Source organism: Aquimarina longa SW024 (genome assembly GCF_001401755.1).
Lineage (GTDB): Bacteria > Bacteroidota > Bacteroidia > Flavobacteriales > Flavobacteriaceae > Aquimarina > Aquimarina longa.
The window spans coordinates 29,820-54,882 of the sequence record NZ_KQ474105.1 but is presented as its reverse complement, the minus strand read 5'-3'; the positions used below and the strand labels follow the sequence as shown (position 1 = coordinate 54,882).

The following is a 25,063-nucleotide window of genomic DNA, read 5'->3' as shown; positions in this document are numbered from 1 at the left end:
ATAATTATATACTCCTTTCGATAAAGCGAATAATTGTTTTTGCAATATCTTTTCCTGTAGCAGTTTCAATCCCTTCTAATCCTGGGGAAGAGTTTACCTCTAATATAAGAGGTCCTCTAACACTTTGCAACATATCCACTCCTGCTACTCCTAATTTTAATGCTCTAACTGCTTTTATAGCTGCATTTTCTTCTTCATCAGTCAGTGTAATAATAGAAGCACTACCCCCTCTATGTAAATTGGATCTAAATTCACCTTCTTTTCCTTGTCTTTTCATCGCTCCTACTACTTGTCCATCCACAACAAGAACTCTAATATCTGCTCCTTTAGCTTCCTTAACATACTCTTGTACAATAACTCTGGCTTGCAATCCATTAAAAGCTTCGAGTACAGATTCTGCAGCAGTTTTAGTTTCAGCTAGCACCACTCCTAATCCTTGAGTTCCTTCGAGAAGTTTAATGATTAATGGTGCTCCCCCTACATGAGATATTACTTCTGAAACATCCTTAGAATAATTCGTAAATACTGTTTTAGGTAATCCTAATCCTGCTTTAGATAATATCTGTAAACTCCGTAGTTTATCTCTTGATTGTACTAATGCCTGAGATTGTACTGTCGTAAACACATTCATCATCTCGAATTGCCTGACTACCGCTGTACCGTAAAAAGTTATAGAAGACCCAATTCTAGGAATTACGGCATCTACATGGTCTAGCTTTTTACCTCGATAATAAATTTCTGGTTTTTTCTTTTCAATTACAATATCACAATTGAGAGGATCAATTACCTGTACATTATGTTTGCGTTTTACTGCTGCCTGAACAAGAGCATTGGTAGAATACAAACTCGCACTACGAGACAAGATTTTAATATTCATTATAAAGTTTGATTATAAGACTGATTTTCTAATTGAGGATCTACTAAAAACTTTCTATTCAAAAATTTACGCCCAAGCAATACTGGAAAACGCATATCATCACGAGTAGATAATGTAAGAGTTATTGGGTATGTTTTATTAAACACAAGGATCTGTGTTTTAATAGTATATCGCACTTCTACTTTTCCATTACTACTTTTTACTGCCGTAATATCATAATTTCTAAACTCAAATCTTTTATTATTATATTCAGGATGTATTTCATCGAGAAAACGACACTGTAATATTTGACCAATTTCTCTAACATCGACACAATGAATAGATGAAGTATAAGCACCAGTGTCTACTTTAGCACAAATACCTTCTAATTCTAAAAGTGGAAAATCCACTATATCAGTTCTTCCAATTATTTTCTTTTCCAAAATATATAATTGATATTGGGGCTACTAATGTAATAAAAAACGGAACGCATTACATAGTATCTGTCTTTTTTAATAAAAAACAACTCCTTAGCTATAATTTAACAAAATTTAAATTTCTAATATTTGTACTACAATTATGTTAAACCCTTAACTTTACCGCTATACTATGCAAAAAGTTACATTAAACATACAAATCAAAACATTGCCTACTAGCCCTGGAGTGTATCAATATTATGATAAGGATGACAAACTATTATATATAGGAAAAGCAAAAAATTTAAAAAAAAGAGTTTCTTCATATTTTACAAAAAGTCATGATAGTTACAGAATTAGTATTCTGGTAAAAAAAATCAAAGCAATACGACATATTGTAGTTGAGACCGAAACCGATGCCTTATTACTAGAGAATAATCTAATTAAAAAACATCAACCTCGTTTTAATGTAATGCTTAAAGATGATAAAACATATCCCTGGATTTGTATCAAAAAAGAACGTTTCTCTAGAATATTTCTTACTCGTAATCTTATCAAAGATGGCTCTGAGTACTTCGGTCCATATACTTCTGTAAAAACAGTACATACTCTTTTAGATCTTATTAAAGGACTTTATCAACTCAGAACATGTACTTATGATCTATCTCAGCAAAAAATAAATAGTGGTAAATATAAAGTTTGTTTAGAATATCATTTAGGCAACTGTAAAGGACCATGTGAAGATTTACAAGATGAAAAAGAATACAACGAAAATCTTGAAGCTATTCGTCAAATTGTAAAAGGTAACTTTAAAGACTCTTTACAACGTTTTAGAGATCAAATGATAGCACATGCCGAAAAAATGGAATTTGAAGATGCACAACAGATTAAAGAAAAAATACAAATACTAGAAAAATATCAAGCAAAATCAACTGTAGTAAACCCCAAAATAAGTAATGTTGATGTTTTTTCTATTATATCAGATGAGTCTTATGGATATGTGAATTTTCTTCAGCTATCCTATGGTGCTATTATTAGGTCACATACTACTGAGCTCAAAAAAAAGTTAGACGAGTCAGATAAAGAGCTTTTAGAAATAGCAATTATCGAACTCAGACAACGTTTTGAATCTAAATCCAAGGAGTTATTTGTGCCTTTTAAAGTAACCGTTGGAGAACAGATAAAAATCACAGTCCCACAGCTAGGAGATAAAAAAAAGATATTGGATTTATCCCTTAGAAATGCTAAATATTACAGACAAGAACGTTTTAAACAAATTAAGATCATAGATCCTGATCGACATATAAAACGTTTGATGGCACAAATGAAAAAAGATCTGAGATTACCAGAGGAACCAAGACATATAGAATGTTTTGATAACTCAAACATACAAGGCACCAATCCTGTTGCTGCATGTGTCGTTTTTAAGAATGGAAAGCCTAGTAAAAAAGAGTATCGAAAATTTAATATAAAAACAGTAGAAGGAGCGAATGATTTTGCTTCGATGGAAGAAGTCGTCTATCGACGTTATAAACGATTATCTGATGAAAACCAGCCATTACCTCAGCTTGTAATTGTAGATGGAGGGAAAGGGCAACTTTCTTCGGGACTAAAGGCTCTAGATGATTTAGGTCTAAGAGGAAAAATTACAATTATTGGCATTGCAAAACGTTTAGAAGAAATTTATTATCCCGAAGATTCTATTCCATTATACTTAGATAAAAAATCAGAATCTTTAAAAGTAATACAACATCTACGTAATGAAGCGCATCGATTCGGAATTACTTTTCATAGACAAAAAAGAAGTAAAGCGGCATTAGATACCGAGCTAGATTTAATTCCTGGAATTGGTGAAAAAACAGTAATAGCACTATTAAAACACTTTAGATCTGTAAAAAGGATAAGTGAAGCTCTTAAACACGAATTAATTGAGGTGATTGGGGAGTCACGAGCAACCAAAGTATATAATTATTATTCCTCTAAAAAAGAACAAACGTGATTACACACAATACATCAACACTTCTTTTATCAGTATTCCTATTTTTAGTATTCTGTATTCCTAATTTAAGTTGGTCTCAAGAACAAAAAATAGCAGAAACACATAGTGATTCTCTGGTAGAAGATATAAAAGTTGGACTAGTACTAAGTGGTGGTGGTGCAAAAGGTCTTGCACATATCGGGGCTCTAAAAGTAATAGAAGAGGCTGGAGTACGGATTGATTATATTGGAGGTACTAGTATGGGGGCAATTGTAGGAGCATTATATGCTTCTGGATATGAAGCCATAGAGCTTGATTCTATATTCAGAGCTGTTGATTTTAACTCTCTAATACAAGATGAGTTACCCAGAAATGCTAAAACTTTTTATGAACGAGAAGATTCAGAGAAATACGCCATAACATTACCTTTTGACAAATTTAAAATAGATTTACCCAAAGGACTGTCCAAAGGACAAAATTTTTACAATCAATTTTCACAATACACCGCCCATGTTAATAACATAAACAATTTTGACAATCTTCCTATTCCTTTTTTCTGTATGTCTACTAATATTGAGACTGGGAAACAAGTGCTTTTAGACAAAGGATATTTACCAGAAGCTATTGCTGCAAGTGGCGCATTACCTTCTGTTTTTGATCCCATAGAATTAAATGGAATTTTAATGACCGATGGAGGAGTAACCAATAACTATCCCATAAAAGAAATTAAAGAAAAAGGAGCCGAAATAGTAATTGGAATTGACGTACAAGATAGCTTAATGTCTAAAGATCAACTCAATTCTGTAACTAATATTATGTTACAAATCAGTAATTTTAGAACATACAATGCTATGAAAAATAAAATTTCTGAAACAGATGTGTATATCAATCCTTCTATAGAAGATTTTTCGGTAATGTCATTCGATCAGGCTGATAAAATAATAGCCAATGGAGAGAAAGCTGCATTGGCCAACTATGATAAATTAAAAAAAATCGCATCACGTCAAAAATCGATACCCAAAAAAAATAAAATTGTTAAAACTCTAGATACTATAGTTATAAACAGTTTGACTATTTTAGGAAACAAGAGATATACAAGAGCTTACATTAAAGGGAAATTAAAATTAAAGACACCTAAGACAACAACCTATGAAGAATTAAACGAAGGTATTAATAACTTATCAGGAACAGGGAATTTTGATAGAATCAGCCATAAATTAGTAGACAGAAAACTTGGTAAAGAATTAATAATTAATGTTAAAGAGAGCGAAAACAAAATGCTATTGCGTTTTGCATTACATTATGATGATTTATTTAAAACAGCAGCCTTAGTTAATATCACTCGAAAAAGCTTGTTTTTTGATAATGACGTAATTTCTGCTGATGTTGCATTAGGTGACAATATCCGCTATAATCTGGATTATTATATTGATAAAGGTTTTTATTGGAGTACTGGGATAAAAGTTAGGCATACCAGTTTTAGAAAAGCAATTGACTTTGATTTTATAGGTAAGTTTACAGAAATCCCAGAATTGAATATTAATACTATTGATGTAAAATATACTGATTTTAATATACAAGCATATGCAGAAACGTTATTAAAAGAAACATTTTCTGTTGGACTAGGAGGAGAATACAAACATCTTAGAATTATTTCGGATACGTATGGTGAAGATAAAGATCAGATTCCGAGGACAATATTTGACGATACTGACTATTGGAGTACTTATGGATATATCAAATTAGATACTTATGATAATAAATATTTCCCAAAAAAAGGATATCTATTTGATGGTAAAATTAATGCTTACTTTTTATCTCCTGATTTTTATGAATTCTCAATTGTTAAGGCTAAATTAGGATATGCAACTCCCTTATACAATAATCTCTCTATGAATATTAGCTTAGAAGCAGGTTCTAAAATTGGCAATACAACTTTAAACTCTCTAGATTTTCTCATAGGAGGGTTTGGAGCAAAAACAATTAATAATTTTGTTCCTTTTTATGGATATGATTTTTTAGACATAACAGGACAAAGCTTTGCAAAAGCTTTGTTATCATTTGATTATGAAATATTTAAAAATAACCACATTAATGGATCTGCTAACTTTGCCAATGTTGGTAATAAATTATTTAGTACAAAAGAATGGTTTAAAGATCCTGAGTACTCAGGATATGCTTTAGGCTACGGTTTAGATACTTTTGCAGGACCTATACAAGTTAAATATTCGTATTCTCCAGAACTTAAAGAAAATAAATGGTTTTTTAGCATAGGTTTTTGGTTTTAATCAAGTATACTGCAAAAAGAATAGAAATATTTACGATATTTGTAATATTATGAATATGTTTTGGCAAGATTTACTATTACTATTACACTACCTTATTAAGCGCAACCCCGAATAAGGTAAACTTTCTATTTTAGTGTTTTTTTATCAAAAAAAGTAGTTAATATCTTAAATTTATAATAGCATGCCTTTTTATCATACTCTAGGAAAAATCCCTCCTAAACGTCATACTATCTTCAAAAAACCTGATGGTAGTCTATATTATGAACAATTATTCGGAACAATAGGTTTTGACGGAATGTCTACTAATCTATATCATTGTCAGAGACCTACACAAGTAAAAGAAATTAAAGGAAGCTACAGTGTAGCTCCAAAAGTGGCTATTAAAAACAACATCAAGTCATACAGGCTTCATGGTTTTAAAGTTAATCAGGAAAAAGATTATTTACAAAGTAGAAAAAATGTGCTCACTAATAGTGATGTAAATATTATATTATCAGCACCTCAAGAATCTACTAATCAGTACTTTTATAAAAACACCGATGCAGACGAATTACTCTTTATACATCGTGGTACTGGAAAATTTCGCAGTCACTTAGGAAATCTCGATTTTAAATATGGTGATTATATTGTAATCCCAAGAGGAACTATTTACAAACTTGATTTTGATACAACCGATAATCGCTTATTTATTGTAGAATCAAGAAGACCAATCTATACACCAAAAAGATATCGTAATTGGTTTGGACAACTATTAGAGCATTCTCCATATTGTGAACGTGATCTTAGAACTCCATATGAATTAGAAACTAATGATGAAAAAGGAGACTTTTTGATTAAAGTAAAAAAACAAGATGAAATCTTTGATATGATCTACGCTACACATCCATTTGATGTTGTAGGATATGATGGTTTTAATTTCCCATATGCGTTTTCAATACATGATTTTGAGCCCATCACTGGTAGAATACATCAGCCACCACCAGTTCATCAAACATTTGAGACAGATGCTTTTGTGATTTGCTCATTTGTCCCCAGATTATATGATTATCATCCAGATAGTATACCTGCACCATATAACCATAGTAATATCGATAGTGATGAAGTACTATATTATGTGGATGGCGATTTTATGAGTAGAAATGATATTGATGCAGGTCATATATCCTTACACCCTGCCGGCATCCCTCATGGACCGCACCCAGGAGCTGCAGAACGAAGTATTGGAAAAACTAAAACAGATGAATTAGCTGTTATGGTTGACACATTCAAACCTCTTATGATTACCGAAGAAGCTATGAAAATAGCCGATGAAGACTATCATAAGTCTTGGTTAGAATAAATCAACAACTTCTGAGCAAGTTTACGAAGTATGCTTACGAAAACACATTTTGTTTTCGAGACAAGTTTAGGAGAATTAGTCCCTCTAGGAGGGGTGAAATGAGAAACATTTTTTAAAAGAAACATTTTACACTTATGCTAAATTACAGAAAAGATATTACAGCACATCTAAGAGCCATGTGGTAATGTATTCTGAGAATTATTTATCATTCTTTACAAAGAATGTCATTTTAACATTTTTTTCATTAAACTAGTATTAAAACAGAAACAATTATGTCAACTAATACATCCTCTCAAAATTTAGAAAAAGTAGTTCCTCAAGCAGAAGATTTCTTACCCCTATTAGGAACCGATTATGTAGAACTTTATGTCGGTAATGCTAAGCAATCTGCGTATTACTACCAAACCGCATGGGGTTTTCAACTAGTTGCTTACGCAGGATTAGAAACAGGAAGAAAAGACAGTGTATCCTATGTACTACAACAAGATAAAATACGCTTAGTACTTACATCACCCTTGCAACCAGATGGAGATATTAACAAGCACATCAATGCACATGGTGATGGAGTAAAAGTAGTAGCTCTATGGGTAGATGATGCCACCAAAAGCTATGACGAAACGATAAAAAGAGGTGCCAAATCTTATTTGAAACCTATGGTAGAACAAGATGAAAATGGTAGTGTCATATTTTCAGGAATACATACCTATGGAGAAACAGTTCATATTTTTGTAGAACGAAAAAATTATACTGGAGTATTCTTACCTGGATATATGCCAATAGACAAAGTATACAAAACAGAAACTACTGGATTAAAATTTATCGATCATATGGTAGGTAATGTAGGATGGAATGAAATGAATAAATGGTGTGAGTTTTATGCCAAAGTAATGGGATTTGCACAACTAGTATCTTTTGATGACAAAGATATTTCTACAGAATACACAGCCTTAATGAGTAAGGTAATGAGTAATGGAAATGGACGTATTAAATTTCCTATAAATGAACCTGCAGAAGGAAGAAAAAAATCTCAAATCGAAGAATATATTGATTTCTATAATGGTGCAGGAGTACAACACATGGCATTAGCTACAGATAATATTATTGAGACCGTTTCTGATCTTCAAAACAGAGGAGTAGAGTTTCTTACTGTACCTGCTAGTTATTATGAAACTGTCCTAGATAGAGTAGGTGAAATAGATGAAGATCTTGCCCCTCTTAAAGAATTAGGGATCCTAATCGATAGAGATGATGAAGGATATCTTCTTCAGATTTTCACTAAACCTGTTCTAGATCGCCCTACTATGTTTTTTGAAATTATACAACGTAAAGGAGCCCAATCTTTCGGTAAAGGTAATTTTAAAGCATTATTCGAAGCTATCGAAAGAGAACAAGAGCAGAGAGGTACTTTATAAAAAAAACATTCTAAATGATATATTCGTTAAGAAAGTAAACCTAATTACTTTCTTAACCTCTTTTGTACGCCAATTAGTATATAGACAATCTAATTGGCATACAAAACGAGTGCGTACTCTTGAAAAATAATCTAAAAGAAGATATAACTATACACTACTGTTTATAACACTTCTTAGAAAACATATAACATGAAATTAGCAACATTAAAAAACAATACCAGAGATGGGCAGTTAGTTGTCGTAAGTAAAGATCTAACTAAAGCTATAAAAGTACCCGAAATTGCTATGACGATGCAAGAAGCTTTGGATAACTGGGATAAAATTTCTCCTAAACTAGAAAAAGTATACGACCAATTACAAAACAACTCAGCAATAAATACTTTTGATTTTAACACCTCCGAAACAATGGCAGCAATTCCTAGAGCATATCACTGGGCAGATGGGAGTGCTTATGTTACACATGTAGAATTGGTACGAAAAGCCAGAAATGCAGAGTTACCACAGACATTCTGGACAGATCCATTAATGTACATGGGAGCTTCTGATGCTTTTATTGGAGCAAATGACGATATCAAAATTGAGAAAGAAGAATGGGGAATTGATTTTGAATCCGAAGTAGCTGTATTAACAGACGATGTTCCTGCCGGAATAAATGCACAGAATGCTCGCAAACATATTAAGCTTATAGCACTTATTAATGATGTCTCATTAAGAAATCTAATCCCTAATGAGCTATCCAAACAATTTGGTTTTTATCAATCAAAACCATGGACTACATTTTCTCCTGTAGTAGTTACACCAGATGAATTAGGTGATTCATGGAATACTGCCAAAGTTCATTTACCCCTAATCTCTACTTTAAATTCAGAGATTATAGGATCTCCTAACGCTGGGGTAGATATGACATTTGATTTTGGACAATTAATTGCTCATGCTGCAAAATCAAGAGCCCTAATGGCTGGGACAGTAATAGGATCCGGAACAGTTGCAAACCAAGGAAGTCCTGATGGATCTAGCTGCTTAGCAGAAGTAAGATGTCTAGAAATTATAAAAAACGGCAAAGCTACTACTCCTTTTATGAAGTTTGGAGATCGTATTGAAATCGAAATGAAAAACAATCAAGGAGAATCTATTTTCGGAAAAATAGACCAGACTGTAAAACAATACAACCCTATTAACTAAACATGATCTGCCTCTATAAGATAGTTCTATCAAATATCATATTTTATAATTGTTTATTCATTTTTCTAGCTAAAGTGTTTTTTGTTAAATTTTGAGAAAAATGTAATTTTTTAAGCAAATCACATAAATTTTTGTTAAAATCATTAATAAAAAAACGTTTTCGTTTGATAATTACTTAAAAAAAGTTCATTTTTGCACATATAAATGGAGTGGTTACCATTTATGTCTAAAACAATAATTATTCTCATAATTTAAGTTTTTAGTTGGTTAATAAAAGTAAAAAAGAGAGCTGTGGTGGCTCTCTTTTTTGTTTATATTTTAAAATTTGATAACAGTATTCGTTTTTATGTCTTTATATTAAATAGTATTTTTGGAATGGATATTGTAATTACATAAACAAATTAACAATGTATATCAAATAATAACAATGCCCTAAACTATGAAAAAGTATATTATAATACTGCTTTTGGTAATAAGCTCAGTTCCTGTTTTAGCACAAGAAAATCATAAAGCATTTGATTCTGGTGAGTGGTTTAAATTTAGAATTCATTATGGTCTTTTTACAGCCAGTTATGCTACTCTTGAAATTAAAGATGAGCAATTAAATGGTAAACCTGTGCATCATGTTATAGGTACAGGTAAATCTTCTGGGTTTTTAAGCATGTTTTTTAAGGTAGAAGATTATTATGAAACTTATATCGACAAAAACACCGTAAAACCTTATAAGTTTATCCGAAAAATAAATGAAGGAGGGCATACCAAAGACATAGAAATCAACTTTAATCACCAGAATAATGAAGCTTTGGTTTTTAATAAAAAACATAACACAAAAGAATCTTTCCCTATCAAACCTGATGTGCAGGATATGATGTCATCTTTCTATCACCTGCGTAATAATATTAAAACATCCTCATTAAAAAAAGGAGATGAACAATTTGTAAATATGTTTTTTGATAATGAAAGTTATCGTTTTAAACTAAAATTCTTAGGGCGTGAGATTATTAAAACTAAAATGGGTAAAATTGCTTGTCTAAAATTTAGACCTTACGTTCAGGCAGATAGGGTTTTTAAAGAAGAAGAAAGTATGACTGTATGGGTCAGTGATGATGATAATCGTATGCCTGTAAGAATAAAAGCAGATATAGTAGTAGGTTCAATAAAAGCAGATTTAGATGCCTTTAAAGGACTTAAACATCCATTTAAAATAGTAGTAGATTAATGAATGAGTCTATAAAACCAGAGATCGCAGAAAAAATAAAACAATTAGAAAAAAAATTCAAGAATTCTGGGCAAGACTTAGGGTCATATTTAGACGGTTTGCTACATGATCGATATCTAACCTATTGGGATTATATCCATCTAGACACCTTATTAAGCCTACAAATACCCAGAACTCATTTTCCTGATGAAGAGATCTTTATTACATACCATCAAATTACCGAACTTTATTTTAAACTCATCATACATGAATTAAAGCAAATTATTGATGATAAATTACAAAATGCGGAGTTCTTTACAAACAAAATTGATAGAGTAAATCGCTACTTTAGAGTTTTGATTAATTCTTTTGATGTTATGATTAGAGGCATGGACAAAGAACAGTTTCTTAAATATAGAATGTCTTTATTACCTGCCAGTGGCTTTCAATCAGTACAATTTAGATTAATCGAGATTTACTCAACACCATTAGTAAACCTTACAAATACCAAAGAAAGAGAGCTGTTTTCTGAAAAAGATCCTTTAGAAGAAGTATTTGAACATTTATATTGGAAATCAGGCGCTACTGATCAAGAAACCGGCGAAAAAACACTCACTCTTAAACAGTTTGAATACCGATATACTCCACGGATGATGCGTATAGCCCATCAAGTACAACAGAGCACTATTCTTCATAAATATCATGAACTACCAGAAAAAGAACGAAATAATGTGCACCTTATCGAAGCATTACGTACTTTTGACACTAATGTGAATATTAATTGGTTATTAATGCATATGGGTGCCGCTTACAGGTATCTCAATAAAGAGAAAGGTGAAATTCTGGCTACAGGAGGAACAAACTGGAAAAGTTTTCTACCTCCTAGTTTTCAAAGAATTATGTTCTTCCCTGATCTTTGGAGTGAAGAGGAAAAAGAAAACTGGGGTCAGCAATGGGTTACTCATCAATTTAATGCCAGAAAATAAAATTGTCATCAGTTGAAGCAAATAAGTTACGCACTACTTATCTCGGTAGTAATATTATCATGTCAGAAAAAAAAGAAAGAAACAATAGTTAATGTTTCTAAGATTAGTAAAGAAGAAAAAGCCCCTCCCATCATTACAGAATTTGGCTATGTCCTGAATGATTTTAATGTTGTTAAAGATACGATAAGACCTGGAGATAGCTTTGGAGCTATTATGGATACACATGGTATTAGTAGAACTAAGGTTTTTGAAATTACGAATACGATTAAAGACACATTTAATGTCGCAAAAATTCAGGCAGGAAAACCTTATACTCTTCTTAAGTCCAAAGACACTACAGAAAAAGCACAAGTATTTGTATATCAAAATAATAAAATTGATTACACTGTAATTGATTTTAGAGATAGTATTATCGCTACAAAAAATAAAAAACCTATAACATTAGTAGAAAAAAAAGCTTCTGGAATCATTACAAGTAGTTTAATGCAAACATTTGATGACATGGATCTTAACTTCCTAGTAGCCTACAATATGGCAGATATCTACGCATGGACTATAGATTTTACCAGATTACAATCAGGAGATCGATTTAAAGTCATTTATACCGAAAAATTTATTGACGATACTATTCCTGCAGGAATCGATCAGATCAAAGCATCCTATTTTGAGCATCGTAGTAAACCCATGTATGCATATCGATTTATGGATGACTCTATACACAACTCCTCTGACTATTTTGATGAAGAAGCTAATAATTTGCGCAGAGCATTTCTTACGGCCCCTGTAAAATTTAGTAGAATCTCTTCACGATATAACCTTAAACGCAGAATCAAATACTATGGCAATAAAGTAAGACCTCACAGAGGAACTGATTTTGCTGCTCCAATAGGTACTCCTATACTAGCTACTTCTGATGGGATTGTAACCAAGTCCGAACGTAGAGGAGGTAATGGTAAATATGTAAAAATAAGGCATAACGCTACATATGACACCCAATATCTACACATGAGCAAGCAAGCTGTAAAAGTAGGACAGTTTGTAAAACAAGGAGACGTTATAGGATATATCGGTATGACAGGGAATACCGGAGGTCCTCATGTATGTTACCGATTCTGGAAAAATGGAAAAGAAGTCGATCCTTTTAAACAAGATCTTCCTTCTTCAAAACCTCTTTCTGATAGCCTTAAACCAGCATTTTATAAGTATATTGAACCTATAAAAGCCGAATTAGATAGCATTCCATTTAAACCGCTAAAACCGCAGGAAATCTTATAAATCATGATATTACCAACTATCAACCCCACCACCACCACAGCTTGGGAAGCATTAAAGTCTCATTATAAAACGATAAAAGATACACATCTCAAAGACCTTTTTACACAACATCCTGACCGTGCTACTATCTTTTCTACCGAATGGAATGATTTTTATATAGATTACTCTAAAAATAGAATTGATCAAACCACCAAAAAATTGTTACTTGACTTAGCCAAAGAGACTAAACTCGATCAGGCTATACAACATTATTTTGAAGGAAGCTTTATTAATGAAACTGAGAATAGAGCCGTTTTACATACAGCCCTTAGAGCCCCAGAGTCATGTCATATCACTGTTGATGATAAAGATATAATCCCAGAAATTACTAGTGTAAAAGAAAAGATAAAATCGTTTAGCAATCAGGTTATTTCTGGAGCGCTTACAGGATACACAGGTAAAACTTTTACTGATATTGTAAATATTGGTATAGGAGGCTCTGATCTTGGTCCTGCAATGATTACAGAATCTTTAGCGTATTATAAAAATCATCTTACATTACATTTTATCTCTAATGTAGATGGAGATCATATACATCAAAATTTAAAGGAGTTAAACCCAGAAACAACCTTATTTGTAGTTGTCTCTAAAACCTTTTCTACTCAAGAAACCATATCTAATGCTACTACAGCCAGAAACTGGTTTACCCAACACGCACCACAAGATGCCGTAAGCAAACACTTTGTAGCTGTATCAAGTACTATCTCTAATGTTACTGAATTTGGGATTGCAGAAGACAATATTTTTCCATTATGGGACTGGGTAGGCGGTCGTTTTTCGTTATGGAGTGCTGTAGGGTTATCTATAAGTCTATCCATAGGCTATAAAAATTATGATGCATTATTAACTGGAGCATACGAAATGGATGAACATTTTAAAAACACCTCTTTCGAAGAAAATATCCCTGTACTACTAGGATTGCTTAGTATATGGTACAACAACTTTTTTGAAGTAGAAAGCGAAGCTATCATCCCTTATTCTCAGTATCTACATAGATTACCAGCTTATCTACAACAAGGTATTATGGAAAGTAATGGAAAAAGTATCGATCGCAATGGAGACCCTATCGATTACCAAACAGGTACCATTATTTGGGGGGAACCCGGAACCAATGCGCAACACGCATTTTTTCAACTGATTCATCAAGGTACAAAATTGATTCCTACAGAATTTATTGGATTCAAAAACTCATTATTTGGCGACCAAGATCATCAAAACAAACTAATGGCTAACTTTTTTGCTCAGACTGAGGCATTAATGAATGGTAAAACTAAAAATGAAGCCCTTGGTGAATTAACTTCCAGTACCAGTTCTGAAGAACAACAACAAAAACTAGCTTCCTTTAAAACTTTTATAGGCAATAAACCCACTACAACCATTTTAATTGATAAACTCACTCCTAGAAACTTAGGTGCATTAATCGCAATGTATGAACACCGTATTTTTGTTCAGGGGATCATATGGAATATATTTAGTTATGATCAATGGGGAGTAGAACTAGGTAAGCAATTAGCAACAGCCATTTTATCAGAAATTGATACTGATCAAATAGGAAATCATGATGCATCTACAACTACACTTTTACATCACTATCTAAGAAACAAATAATGTATTTGATTCATCAATTACACGAAGTATTACATTAAGTTTATCCCATTAAACATATATGTTTTTAGCTTCGAAACACTTTTTTTATCGTATTGTTGCAACAACTAATTTATTTTTAATTTAGCTCATCTTAGGTTAACATTGTTAAATCAATACTAAATACCTAAAAAACAAACTCTTAAATAATATTTACAACTTTATATCGTAACGAAATTATCCAAATAATTTAACGTTATGATAAACTATGCATGCATAAAGATTTGTTCTTTTGTGAGAAATATGAATACTATCAATTAATAGTTAAGGCTAGATACGATTTAAATAATTAGGGAACACTTAGTATTCGCACAGTGTTATTATTTTACTCGTTAAAAGTTGTCTGAGAAAATTAAAAACAATTAAAACACACTCATGAAAAAGATTACATTTTTATTTGTTGTAATCCTTATGGCAGTCGTTGGGGAAACGTATGCACAAGGGGTCGTTACAGGAACGGTATTTGATACCGAATCAAATGCTCCACTACCGGGAGCAAACATTATTGAAGTGGGAACTTCTAACGGTACGTCATCCGATTTTGATGGTAAATTTTCTATCAAAGTAGAAAGTTCTACAGGAACAATCAATGTTTCTTATGTAGGATTTGGATCTAAAGATATCGCTTACGATGTAACTAACGGAAACCAAGATCTTGGAACAATCAGTTTAGGTCTTGATAATTCTCTGGAAGAGATTATCGTAGTTGGTTCAGGAATTATTGATTTAGCTGAAGATAGAAAAACACCTGTTGCTGTTTCTACAATTAAAGCAAGAGAAATTCAAGAAAAAACAGGTAATTTTGATTTACCTGAAGTTTTAAAATCTACTCCTTCTGTACAAAATATTAAAGGTGGTGGTTTTGGAGACGGTAGCATGTATTTAAGAGGTTTTGATCAAACAAATACAGCATTTTTATTAAATGGTCAACCTATCAATGGTATGGAAGATGGTAAAATGTACTGGTCTAACTGGTCTGGAGTTTTAGATGTAGCCAATGCTATTCAAGTACAGAGAGGTTTAGGGTCTTCTAAATTAGCTATATCTTCTGTTGGAGGTACCGTAAATATTGTTACTAAAACTATTGACAGTAAAGAAGGTGGTTTTGTTCAACAAATGATTGGTAATGACGATTATACAAAATCAACAGCATATTATTCAACAGGGGTAAATGAAAAAGGATGGTCTTTTTCTGCTTTATTTGGTCACTGGCAAGGAGATGGTTATGTTAATTACACTCATGGACAAGGGCAAACTTATTTTTTATCTGTAGGATATCAGCCTAATGAGAATCATTCTTTAAACTTTTTGATAACTGGTGCACCACAATGGCATGCAGCACCAGGAAGAGGAAAAATTAGTGAGTTTTTAGAGAATGGAAGAAAGTATAATTCTTGGAATTTTAATAACTCAAGCAGTAAAAACAACATTTCAGGTGATGTATATCCAGGAGGTAGAAATATATATCATAAACCTGTATCTAACTTAAGTTGGGACTGGACTATTGGTGATAATTCTTCGTTATCTACGGTACTATATGGGTCATTAGGAAGAGGAGCTTTTGCATCCACAAGAACTGATAAAAAAACAAAAGAGATTACTTATGCAAGAGGTTCTTATAATAATCATAACTGGTATGGCCTTATCTCTAATTTCAACAGTAAATTAACCGAAAATTTAGAATTTAATCTTGGTGCTGATGTAAGATCATATAATGGAATTCACTTTAGAGGTGTAACTGAGTTCATAGGTGTTAATTCTGTAGATACAAAAAACACTTTATTAGGTGAATATTCACTTACAAACTCTTATGGAGGTATTAGTCCATGGGATATGGTATTTAAACCAAATACAGAACATAATCAACGATTCGGATATGATTATGAAGAAATAATTACATATTATGGAGCATTTGGTCAATTAGAATACTCTAATGAAGCATTATCAGCCTTCTTCCAAGGATCTATATCTAATCAAGATCATCAAGTAACAGATTCTTTTAATTATGATAAAGAAACAAAATCTGAAAAAGTTTCTAATATTGGATATAATGTAAAAGGTGGAGTTGCATACAAAGTTTATGAAGGTCATAAAGTATTTGCAAACGTTGGGCACTATTCTCGTCAACCATTTCATGACGACTTATTTGATAACATTAGAGAATCCGTAGATTTAATTAAACCAGCAGTAGATAACCAAACTATTACTGGCCTAGAAGCAGGATACCAGTTTAAAGGAGATATTATTTCTGTAAATTTAAATGCATATCATACCACATGGGCCAATAGAACTATTCTTGATAATAATGGAGAAAGTCAAGAAACAATAGCATATGAATCATACCAAACACAGGGAGTAAAACAAGTTCATCAAGGTATTGAATTAGAAATAATGACACGTCCTCTGCAAAACTTAAGATTAGATGGTTTCATATCTCTTGGAGATTGGGTATATGATGGAAATGCTAAGCAAAGAACTTTTGATGGAAATGGATCTCAAAAAGGAGGAGAAGAAGAAATTAAAATTGATGGTTTTAAAGTTGGTGGAGCCTCTCAGGTTACTGCTGGTATAGGATCAAGATATACAATTGTACCAAGACTTGTAGTAGATGCTAACTGGAATTGGTATAACGATCTTTATTCTCAAGGATCATTGTCAAAAAATCCTTTAGCGTTACCTTCTTACAACACTGTAGATACTGGTTTATCATATAAAGTATTAGTCGGTAAGGAAGATAAAAATTCAATCCAATTCCGTTTTAATCTAAATAATGTATTTGATGAAGTATATTTAGAATCTGTTTTTGGAAATACTCAAGTTTCCTCAGATCCTAAAGAAAACTATAAAGGAGTTAATACTTCTAACAATGGTCGTTTTGGTTATGGCAGAACTTGGAATGTAAGCTTACGTTACAACTTCTAATCAACCAAAAAAACAATACAACACTATATTTAAAAACCCCTCATTCGATAATCGGATGGGGGTTCTTTTTTTATGCTATTCAATATAACCTATTTATCAATCACCAATCTCGAGGAGATATACCCTTTATAAAACGAAGGGTAAGATGATTTAAAACGTTTCATTAATCAATCTAATCGTTTTAAGATTTGAGTAGCTTCTCTAAACTGTTCATCAAGACTTAAGGTTGCTACTTTAGATGCCACCCAAAAAGCTCTTGGTTTTTGTCTTTTTTCCAAAAAAGTATTTGTTAAGATTTTTACATCCTCAATTTCTTCTTGGGTCATTCCATATCCATCCATCTGAGGTAATGTTTCTTCTGATAATTTAATTATATTCAGCACTTTTATTTCAAAATCCTCATTCGGTAGTCTAAAATAATCTGAGGGCGTATTGCTAGATTTTGATAACAATTCTGCATTTTCGGTATCCTCAGCAAAAGATTCTATTGCATCATCGATAATATCCATCTTATCAGCAATTGTTTTTTGATTTCGCGTTGCGAAGCCTCTATAAATACCCGAACATCATCCTGATTAATGGCACTCTTTTTAATCTCAGAAACAAGCTGTGCCAATTGATTCTTAGACTTTACCAATAAACACCGACAATAAAAAGCAACAAGCAAAAATATTCCGGACAGTAGTGAGCCTACGCTAGAGCAACAATTAATTCATCCGTCTTGTTTGTTAATATATTTGTTTTGTTATCAATGTTTTAAAGAGTCTCATACTTTTGTATGATATCTTGTTTTCTCTCCTTTTTTAATACATTTTCCTGATTGTATGTCGATTAATGATGAGGTTTATTTGCTGCAAATAATAAACTCAAAAAAAATCAAAATGAAGACAAACAAATTATTACAAGTACTCGTTGGAGTTTGCATTTTACTATGTATTTCATGTTCTAGTGACGATGCTCCTCCTTTGACGGATAAAACGAATTGTAATGCAGAACATCCAAAAAACAAAGTTTACCAAACTCTGGTTGATGAATACACCAAAGAAAAGAGTGTAGGACTAACCCTATTAATTGCTGATCCAGAAGATGGAGTATGGATAGGTTCTTCTGGCTATGCTAATCTTGAAAATAAGATTAAAATGAATCCTACTTATCTAAATCACACAGCCAGTATTTATAAAACTTTTATCGCAACGATTATTATGCAATTAGTAGAAGAAAACAAAATTGATATTAATGATAAATTAACCAAACACCTTGATGCAGCTATTACAGATAGAATTGCTAACGGAAATGATATTTCCATCAAAAATTTATTACAACACAGAACAGGAATTCGAGATATTTTTGAAGTAGATTTCTTTGAAGGATTTTTTATGAATCCAACAAAACAGTATACAATCAAAGAATTATTAGCGTACGTAAATGATGAAGCACCACTATTTGAAGAAGGAACAATATATCATTATTCAGATGCTAATTATTCGCTATTAACTCTGGTTATTGATAAAATTGAGGGTAATCATATAAATGCAATAAGAACTCGAATTTTTGAAGCATTACAACTACAAAATACGTATTTCTTAGAACACCCAAATCAAGTGCCTATTGGAGTAGTAGATAGTTATTGGGATATAGAAAATACAGGAAATTTTGAGAATATCTCAGAAATTCAGAATGCGCTTACCTCAGGATTAAGAGGATCAGATGGAGTTGTAACATCGGCATATGATCTAAATCTGTTTATGAAGGCTTTAGTAAAAGGTGATCTGGTTAAAGATATAGCATCTATGACAGATTTTATAGCAACACCAAAAGAAGTACAAGAACAAGAAGGTGTAGTAGGATATGGATTTGGATTAATGCAACTAAATTTAGGAGGCAAAGATTGGTACGGACATCTGGGCAATCATGTAGGCTCTGGTACAATCATGTTGTATAATCAAGAAGAAGATGTTAGTTGTATTGCATTTCAGAATACAGGCACCTTCTTCTCTGATGAATCTAAAGCTAAATTCTTTTTTCATCTGATTAAAGCTGTTGAAACAGCTGTATTTAATTAATAATGTTATTAGGTTAGGCTGTTTTTTGCGTAGTAAGCATCCGTAAAAAACAAAAGATTCTTTTGTTTCCATAATGAATTCCAGCCTACGCTGAAATCCACTATTAGTAAACTTTTAATCAATGACATTGGGTTTGCTCCGAGGTTGTTGATTTTAAGTTTACATATAGATAAGTTCATATCAGAACTATTGCTTTAGAACAGAAGATTGTACTATAGGTAGTATATAATAAGTATAAAAATAACTTTATCGTTACTGTTGTTAGATGTTATTCGCTGCGTTATCTTTGATTCGGTTTTCTAAGAGGGTAGTAATCTACTATCTATAATCGATTTAATATGTCCAAAGCATTTCTAATAGCTGCTCCGTGGAGTAATTCAGGAAAAACAACACTTACCTTAGGAATATGCCGCTGGTTTTCCAATCAGGGGTATAGTGTACAATCGTTTAAATGTGGCCCTGATTATATCGATACAATACACCATAGTACTGCTACGCGAAAAGCAACTATTAATTTGGATACTATTATGATGCCTCAGCAACATATGACCGATGTTTTTGAGCAGTATAGTGCGGCAGCAGATATCAGTATTGTAGAAGGAGTAATGGGGTTGTTTGATGGAGCGGTAAAAGATCAGGGAAGCTCAGCAGCAATTGCCAAAATATTAGATATCCCTGTGATTCTAGTCGTCAATGCAAGTGCTATGGCATATACAATCGCTCCGATTTTATATGGATTAAAAACCTTTGATCCAGAGGTTAAGATTGCAGGTGTTATTTTTAATTTTGTAAAAACAGCATCACACTATGCTTTTTTAAAAGAAGCATGTGATACCGTTGGGATTCCATCATTAGGATATATTCCGCCAAATGATGAGATTGCTATTCCGTCCCGTCACTTAGGGTTACATATCGAAGGTGACTTCGAAAGTAGTATCGAAAAAGCAGCGACGCATATTGCAACACATATATCCTTACCAAAACTATTAGAATATGCCAGGGAGTACCCTAAAACCCATGCAAAAAGTGCTATTGATACTATAAAAACAAAAAAATATAGAATAGCTGTTGCCAAAGATGAAGCATTTACATTTACTTATCTCGAAAATCTAAAATGGCTAGAGGCTATAGCAGAGATTATTTATTTTAGCCCTATTCATGACCAAAAACTTCCTGAAGCAGATGGTATTTATCTGGCAGGAGGATATCCCGAATTATATGTAGAAGCATTATCGAATAATAAGGCAATGAGAAATCAAATAAAAGAAGCTGCAGATCAAGGCGTAAAAATACTAGCCGAATGTGGAGGAATGATGTATCTCGGAAATACTATTATTGATGAAACAGGAACAGCATATGTTATGGCAGGAATATTTCCGTTTAGTACGTCGATGCAAGACAAAAAATTATCTTTGGGATATCGAAAAGTAGTTTTTAATACTCAAGAACTTTGGGGGCATGAATTTCATTATTCTAAAGTGTTGGATGACGATACTATACCAACCGTAGCACAAGTGTTTTCGGCAAGAGAAAAAGAAGTGACCACAAAAATATATCAATATCAAAACGTATACGCCAGTTACATTCATTTGTATTGGGCAGCATTAAAAGAACCTGTAGACTTATGCATTTAATAGCAACAATACCAGGCGGATGGAATCCTAATGATGATGGCATCTTTTATATAGAACAACAACCAGGGGATATTGTATTTCTTAGTGCAGGAGATACCGAGATTCATACCCTTAATGAAGCATATAAAGAGATATACCAAACCGAAGGCGATACCATACCAAGCTTACGAATGACCAATTTGGTATACCTTAAGCAAGAACTGACTATAGATACCTACCTCGAAGAAGTACTAAGTAAAGCTAAAGTTATTGTTTGTAGTATGCTAGGTGGGTTATCATATTACAAATATTTGGTAGAATCATTAGTAGACTTACAAGAACAAGTGCAGAATACAATACTGTTTTTACCAGCACATGAACCCGATTTTGAGCTGATGCAACTATCATCGGTTGATATACAGGTAGTACATCAATCCAGGCAATATTTGCAAGCAGGAGGAAAAGAAAATGCAATTGCACTATTCAACTATTTACAACATACTTTCTTTGATAAGAAACTTACTGTAGCTCCCCCAAAAGTTATTGAAGATGTGTTTCTGTATACCAGAGATGTAGGGATGATATCCCAAGAAGTGATAGAAACCACTATAGATATATCTAAACCTACTGTGGCAATATTAGCATATCGTACCCATTACCTTTCGGATAATGTAGAACCTTTGCATGTAATGAGTACTGCACTATATGCCCGTGGTATGAATATTTTTGTAGTATTTGCAAGCAATTTAAGAGACCCTAAGTTATTAGAGCAAGTAGAACAATTGATGACTCATAATGGCACACGAGAGATTCATGCCATTATTAATACTACAGGATTTACCATCAAACCAATGGATGGGTCTGATTTTATTTTCGAGAAACTACAAGTACCTGTATTACAAGCCATATTTTCTACAGCTAATAAAGAAGTGTGGCAAGATGGACTTTTTGGGTTACCACCCACAGATATTGCCATGAATATAGCATTGCCAGAAATCGATGGTAGAATCATTGGGCGTGCTGTTTCCTTTAAAAAAGAAATAGCCAAAGATACACTTACCGATAGTTCGATCTTAAAATATGAAGCACACCTCCCCGCTTGTGAGTTTATGGCAGAGTTAGCCCAGCGATGGACATTGTTACGATATAAAAAGAATAGAGATAAAAAGGTAGCTGTTATCTTACCAAACTATCCCAATAAAGATAGCCGTTTGGCGAATGGAGTAGGGTTAGATACCCCCGAAAGCTGTATTGGGTTATTAGATGCGCTTAAAGCGGAAGGATATACTGTAGGAGAACAACTACCCCAAAGTGGTACAGAATTAATGCATTGGATTACTCAGGTAACCACAAATGATGTATCGACTACAATGACAAGACCGCATGCATTGATCTATGACCGTTCTGATTTTGACACCTGTTTCTCAGCATTATCCAAAGAATTGCAAGATAAAGTAACAACACAATGGGGACAACCAGAAGAAGACCCTTATTATACAGGTACAGGATTTATCGTATCTGGGTTTTTATTAGGAAATATATTTGTGAGTATCCAACCCTCGCGAGGATACAATCAAGATCCACAAGCAATTTATCACTCTCCAGATTTACCACCAACCTATCAATATTTGGCATATTACTTCTGGTTACAACAGCACTATAAAGCAGATGCTGTAATCCATTTAGGAAAACACGGAAACCTGGAGTGGTTACCAGGAAAAAGTGTATCTCTAGATCCCGAAACCTGTTTTCCTGCAGCTGTATTTGGTGCATTACCTCATTTTTACCCCTTTATCATCAATGACCCAGGAGAAGGAACGCAAGCAAAACGACGTAATCAAGCTGTAATTATCGATCATCTGATTCCGCCAATGACACGAGCAGAAACCTATGGTAGTCTGATGAAATTAGAACATCTGGTAGATGAATACTATGAGGCTTCATCATTAGATCCAAAACGATCCAGAGTATTAGAAAAAGAAATTGCCACATTAGTACATGAAACAAAATTAACAATAGACTTAGGGATCGCCTCCGACGATGTAGATGAATTATTAGTCAAATTAGATGGATACCTATGTGAGTTGAAAGAAGCACAGATTAGAGATGGATTGCATATTTTTGGAAAAGCTCCAGTAGATGAACAACTTATCGATCTATTAATAGCTTTGCATCGTGTACCAGGATATAATCAAGAAGGAATAACACAAGCATTAGCCAAAGACTTTGGCATACAAGAAAATATTCTGGAGATTGCATATACAGAGCCGTTAGCATTAACTATTGAAGGAGTTTTTTGCAAAACAGCAGGACAAGTCGTTGCGCAATTAGAACATATCACAAAAACATTGCTTATCAAATATTTGGATGAAGATATCTTGCCAGAGTCTTATCCAAGAATAGCAACGCAGTTACAGCAAATAAAAACAAATACCTTAGTAAAAGTAGTGCAAACCACAGAAGAGTTAACGAATCTTTTAGAAGGACTTAATGGGTATTATGTTCCCTCAGGACCATCGGGAGCACCAACACGAGGGCGATTAGACCTCTTACCAACAGGTAAAAACTTTTACTCAGTAGATGTACGTACTATCCCTACCGAAACGGCATACCGATTGGGAGAGAAAAGTGCACAATTGATTATTGATCGATATTTACAAGAAAACGGAGACTACCCAGAAACCATAGGGATTTCGGTATGGGGAACCTCTACCATGCGTACAGGAGGAGATGATATTGCACAAGCATTTGCATTAATGGGAGTACGCCCAATCTGGAAAAACGCAAACCGTAGAGTAACCGATTTTGAAGTGATACCACTTCTACAATTAGGAAGACCAAGAGTAGATGTTACGTTACGAATTTCAGGTTTTTTTAGAGATGCATTCCCCGATGTGATTAATTTGTTTAATGCGGTAGTTACTCGGTTGGCAAATCTAGATGAAACTTTAGAAGATAACCCAATTCGAAAACGTTTTTTGACAGAACAATCCCAATGGCAACAGCAAGGATTACCACAAGAAGAAGCAACACAACGTGCTTTATATCGTGTGTTTGGATCAAAACCTGGAGCATATGGAGCGGGGTTACAAGCCGTAATCGATGAGAAAAACTGGCAGACACAAGAAGATCTTGCCAAAGTATATATCAATTGGAGTGGCTATGCGTACGGAAATTCTAAAAAAGGAGTTTCTGCACATGAGTCATTTCAGTATCGATTACAAGCGATGCAGATTGTAATGCAAAACCAAGACAATAGAGAACATGATATTTTGGATAGTGATGATTACTATCAGTTTCATGGAGGACTCGCAAATGCTGTAAAAACAGTAAAAGGAAGCGATGCCGAACTATATTTTGGAGATCACTCCAGACCAGAAAATCCTAAAGTAAAAACATTAAAGGAAGAGTTGCTAAAAGTATATCGATCACGGGTAATTAATCCTAAGTGGATTGCAGGAGTGCAACGGCATGGGTATAAAGGAGCCTTTGAAATGGCAGCTACGCTCGATTATCTCTTTGCCTATGATGCAACTACTAATCTCATAGATGATTTTATGTACGAAGGCATTACCGAAAACTATTTACTAAATCCAGAGAATAAAGAGTTTATACAACAAAACAATCCTTGGGCATTAAAAGATATGAGCGAACGATTGCTAGAAGCAATACAGCGAGGTATGTGGGCAAATCCATCTGATAACATCAAAGAACAGTTAGAAGAACTGTATTTAGAAGGGGAAGGAATTGTAGAATAGAAGCTAGAAATTAGATCGTAATCTATTTGTTAAGAGTGTGTAAGGTTAATAGTTTGTTATAAAAAGGAAATTACGAGTTTGGGTTGGATATACA

Annotated in this window: 16 protein-coding genes; 13 read left to right on the top strand and 3 right to left on the bottom strand. The window is 33.2% G+C overall.

Features of this window, described 5'->3' with window-relative positions; translation table 11 throughout:
* Positions 1–4: 4 nt before the first annotated feature.
* Positions 5–877, bottom strand: coding sequence for a 30S ribosomal protein S6--L-glutamate ligase (rimK, locus tag N456_RS20315; RefSeq protein WP_062061298.1), 873 nt, complete (start codon positions 875–877; stop codon positions 5–7).
* Positions 877–1,299, bottom strand: a complete 423-nt coding sequence (locus N456_RS20310) for an ATP-dependent zinc protease family protein (protein ID WP_062061295.1) — start codon at positions 1,297–1,299, stop codon at positions 877–879. Before N456_RS20310 ends, rimK begins: the two co-directional genes overlap by 1 nt.
* A 166-nt stretch (positions 1,300–1,465) precedes the next feature.
* On the opposite strand from N456_RS20310, the gene uvrC reads away from it, so the two are divergent.
* The 10 genes from uvrC (at position 1,466) to N456_RS20260 (ending at position 17,535) form a co-directional block, all read left to right on the top strand.
* Positions 1,466–3,271 carry an excinuclease ABC subunit UvrC gene (uvrC, locus tag N456_RS20305; RefSeq protein ID WP_062061292.1) on the top strand — a complete coding sequence of 602 codons (1,806 nt, stop codon included), beginning with the start codon at positions 1,466–1,468 and terminating at the stop codon, positions 3,269–3,271.
* Complete coding sequence (locus N456_RS20300; RefSeq protein ID WP_240315568.1) at positions 3,268–5,538, top strand: patatin-like phospholipase family protein; 2,271 nt, start codon at positions 3,268–3,270, stop codon at positions 5,536–5,538. Before uvrC ends, N456_RS20300 begins: the two co-directional genes overlap by 4 nt.
* Before the next feature lie 181 nt (positions 5,539–5,719).
* Positions 5,720–6,877, top strand: a complete 1,158-nt coding sequence (locus N456_RS20295) for a homogentisate 1,2-dioxygenase (protein ID WP_062061289.1) — start codon at positions 5,720–5,722, stop codon at positions 6,875–6,877.
* A gap of 272 nt (positions 6,878–7,149) precedes the next feature.
* The gene (hppD, locus tag N456_RS20290; protein ID WP_062061286.1) at positions 7,150–8,289 is read left to right on the top strand and encodes a 4-hydroxyphenylpyruvate dioxygenase; all 1,140 of its coding nucleotides are present in this window, start codon (positions 7,150–7,152) and stop codon (positions 8,287–8,289) included.
* Positions 8,290–8,478: 189 nt separating this feature from the next.
* Positions 8,479–9,471, top strand: coding sequence for a fumarylacetoacetate hydrolase family protein (locus tag N456_RS20285; protein ID WP_062061283.1), 993 nt, complete (start codon positions 8,479–8,481; stop codon positions 9,469–9,471).
* A gap of 439 nt (positions 9,472–9,910) precedes the next feature.
* Entirely contained in the window at positions 9,911–10,690 is a 780-nt protein-coding gene (locus N456_RS20280; protein ID WP_062061280.1) for a DUF3108 domain-containing protein, read from the top strand.
* Positions 10,690–11,655 (top strand): tryptophan 2,3-dioxygenase family protein, encoded by a 966-nt coding sequence (locus tag N456_RS20275; protein WP_062061278.1) that lies wholly within the window; start codon positions 10,690–10,692, stop codon positions 11,653–11,655. Before N456_RS20280 ends, N456_RS20275 begins: the two co-directional genes overlap by 1 nt.
* Positions 11,656–11,667: 12 nt before the next feature.
* Complete coding sequence (locus N456_RS20270; RefSeq protein WP_062061273.1) at positions 11,668–12,930, top strand: peptidoglycan DD-metalloendopeptidase family protein; 1,263 nt, start codon at positions 11,668–11,670, stop codon at positions 12,928–12,930.
* 3 nt (positions 12,931–12,933) lie between these two features.
* A complete protein-coding gene (gene pgi / locus N456_RS20265; RefSeq protein ID WP_062061271.1) occupies positions 12,934–14,577 on the top strand; it encodes a glucose-6-phosphate isomerase in 1,644 nt (547 codons plus the stop codon).
* Positions 14,578–14,988: 411 nt separating this feature from the next.
* Positions 14,989–17,535 (top strand): TonB-dependent receptor, encoded by a 2,547-nt coding sequence (locus tag N456_RS20260; RefSeq protein WP_062061268.1) that lies wholly within the window; start codon positions 14,989–14,991, stop codon positions 17,533–17,535.
* Positions 17,536–17,702: 167 nt separating this feature from the next.
* On the opposite strand, the gene N456_RS20255 is transcribed toward N456_RS20260, so the two are convergent.
* A complete protein-coding gene (locus tag N456_RS20255) occupies positions 17,703–18,044 on the bottom strand; it encodes a hypothetical protein (RefSeq protein ID WP_062061264.1) in 342 nt (113 codons plus the stop codon).
* A gap of 372 nt (positions 18,045–18,416) precedes the next feature.
* On the opposite strand from N456_RS20255, the gene N456_RS20250 reads away from it, so the two are divergent.
* The 3 genes from N456_RS20250 (at position 18,417) to cobN (ending at position 24,969) form a co-directional block, all read left to right on the top strand.
* A complete protein-coding gene (locus N456_RS20250; protein ID WP_158447942.1) occupies positions 18,417–19,598 on the top strand; it encodes a serine hydrolase domain-containing protein in 1,182 nt (393 codons plus the stop codon).
* A 338-nt stretch (positions 19,599–19,936) separates the two neighbouring features.
* Complete coding sequence (locus tag N456_RS20245; RefSeq protein ID WP_062061260.1) at positions 19,937–21,232, top strand: cobyrinic acid a,c-diamide synthase CobB; 1,296 nt, start codon at positions 19,937–19,939, stop codon at positions 21,230–21,232.
* On the top strand, positions 21,223–24,969 hold the full coding sequence (cobN, locus tag N456_RS20240; RefSeq protein WP_062061258.1) for a cobaltochelatase subunit CobN: 3,747 nt from the start codon (positions 21,223–21,225) through the stop codon (positions 24,967–24,969). Before N456_RS20245 ends, cobN begins: the two co-directional genes overlap by 10 nt.
* The last annotated feature ends 94 nt before the right edge of the window (positions 24,970–25,063 follow it).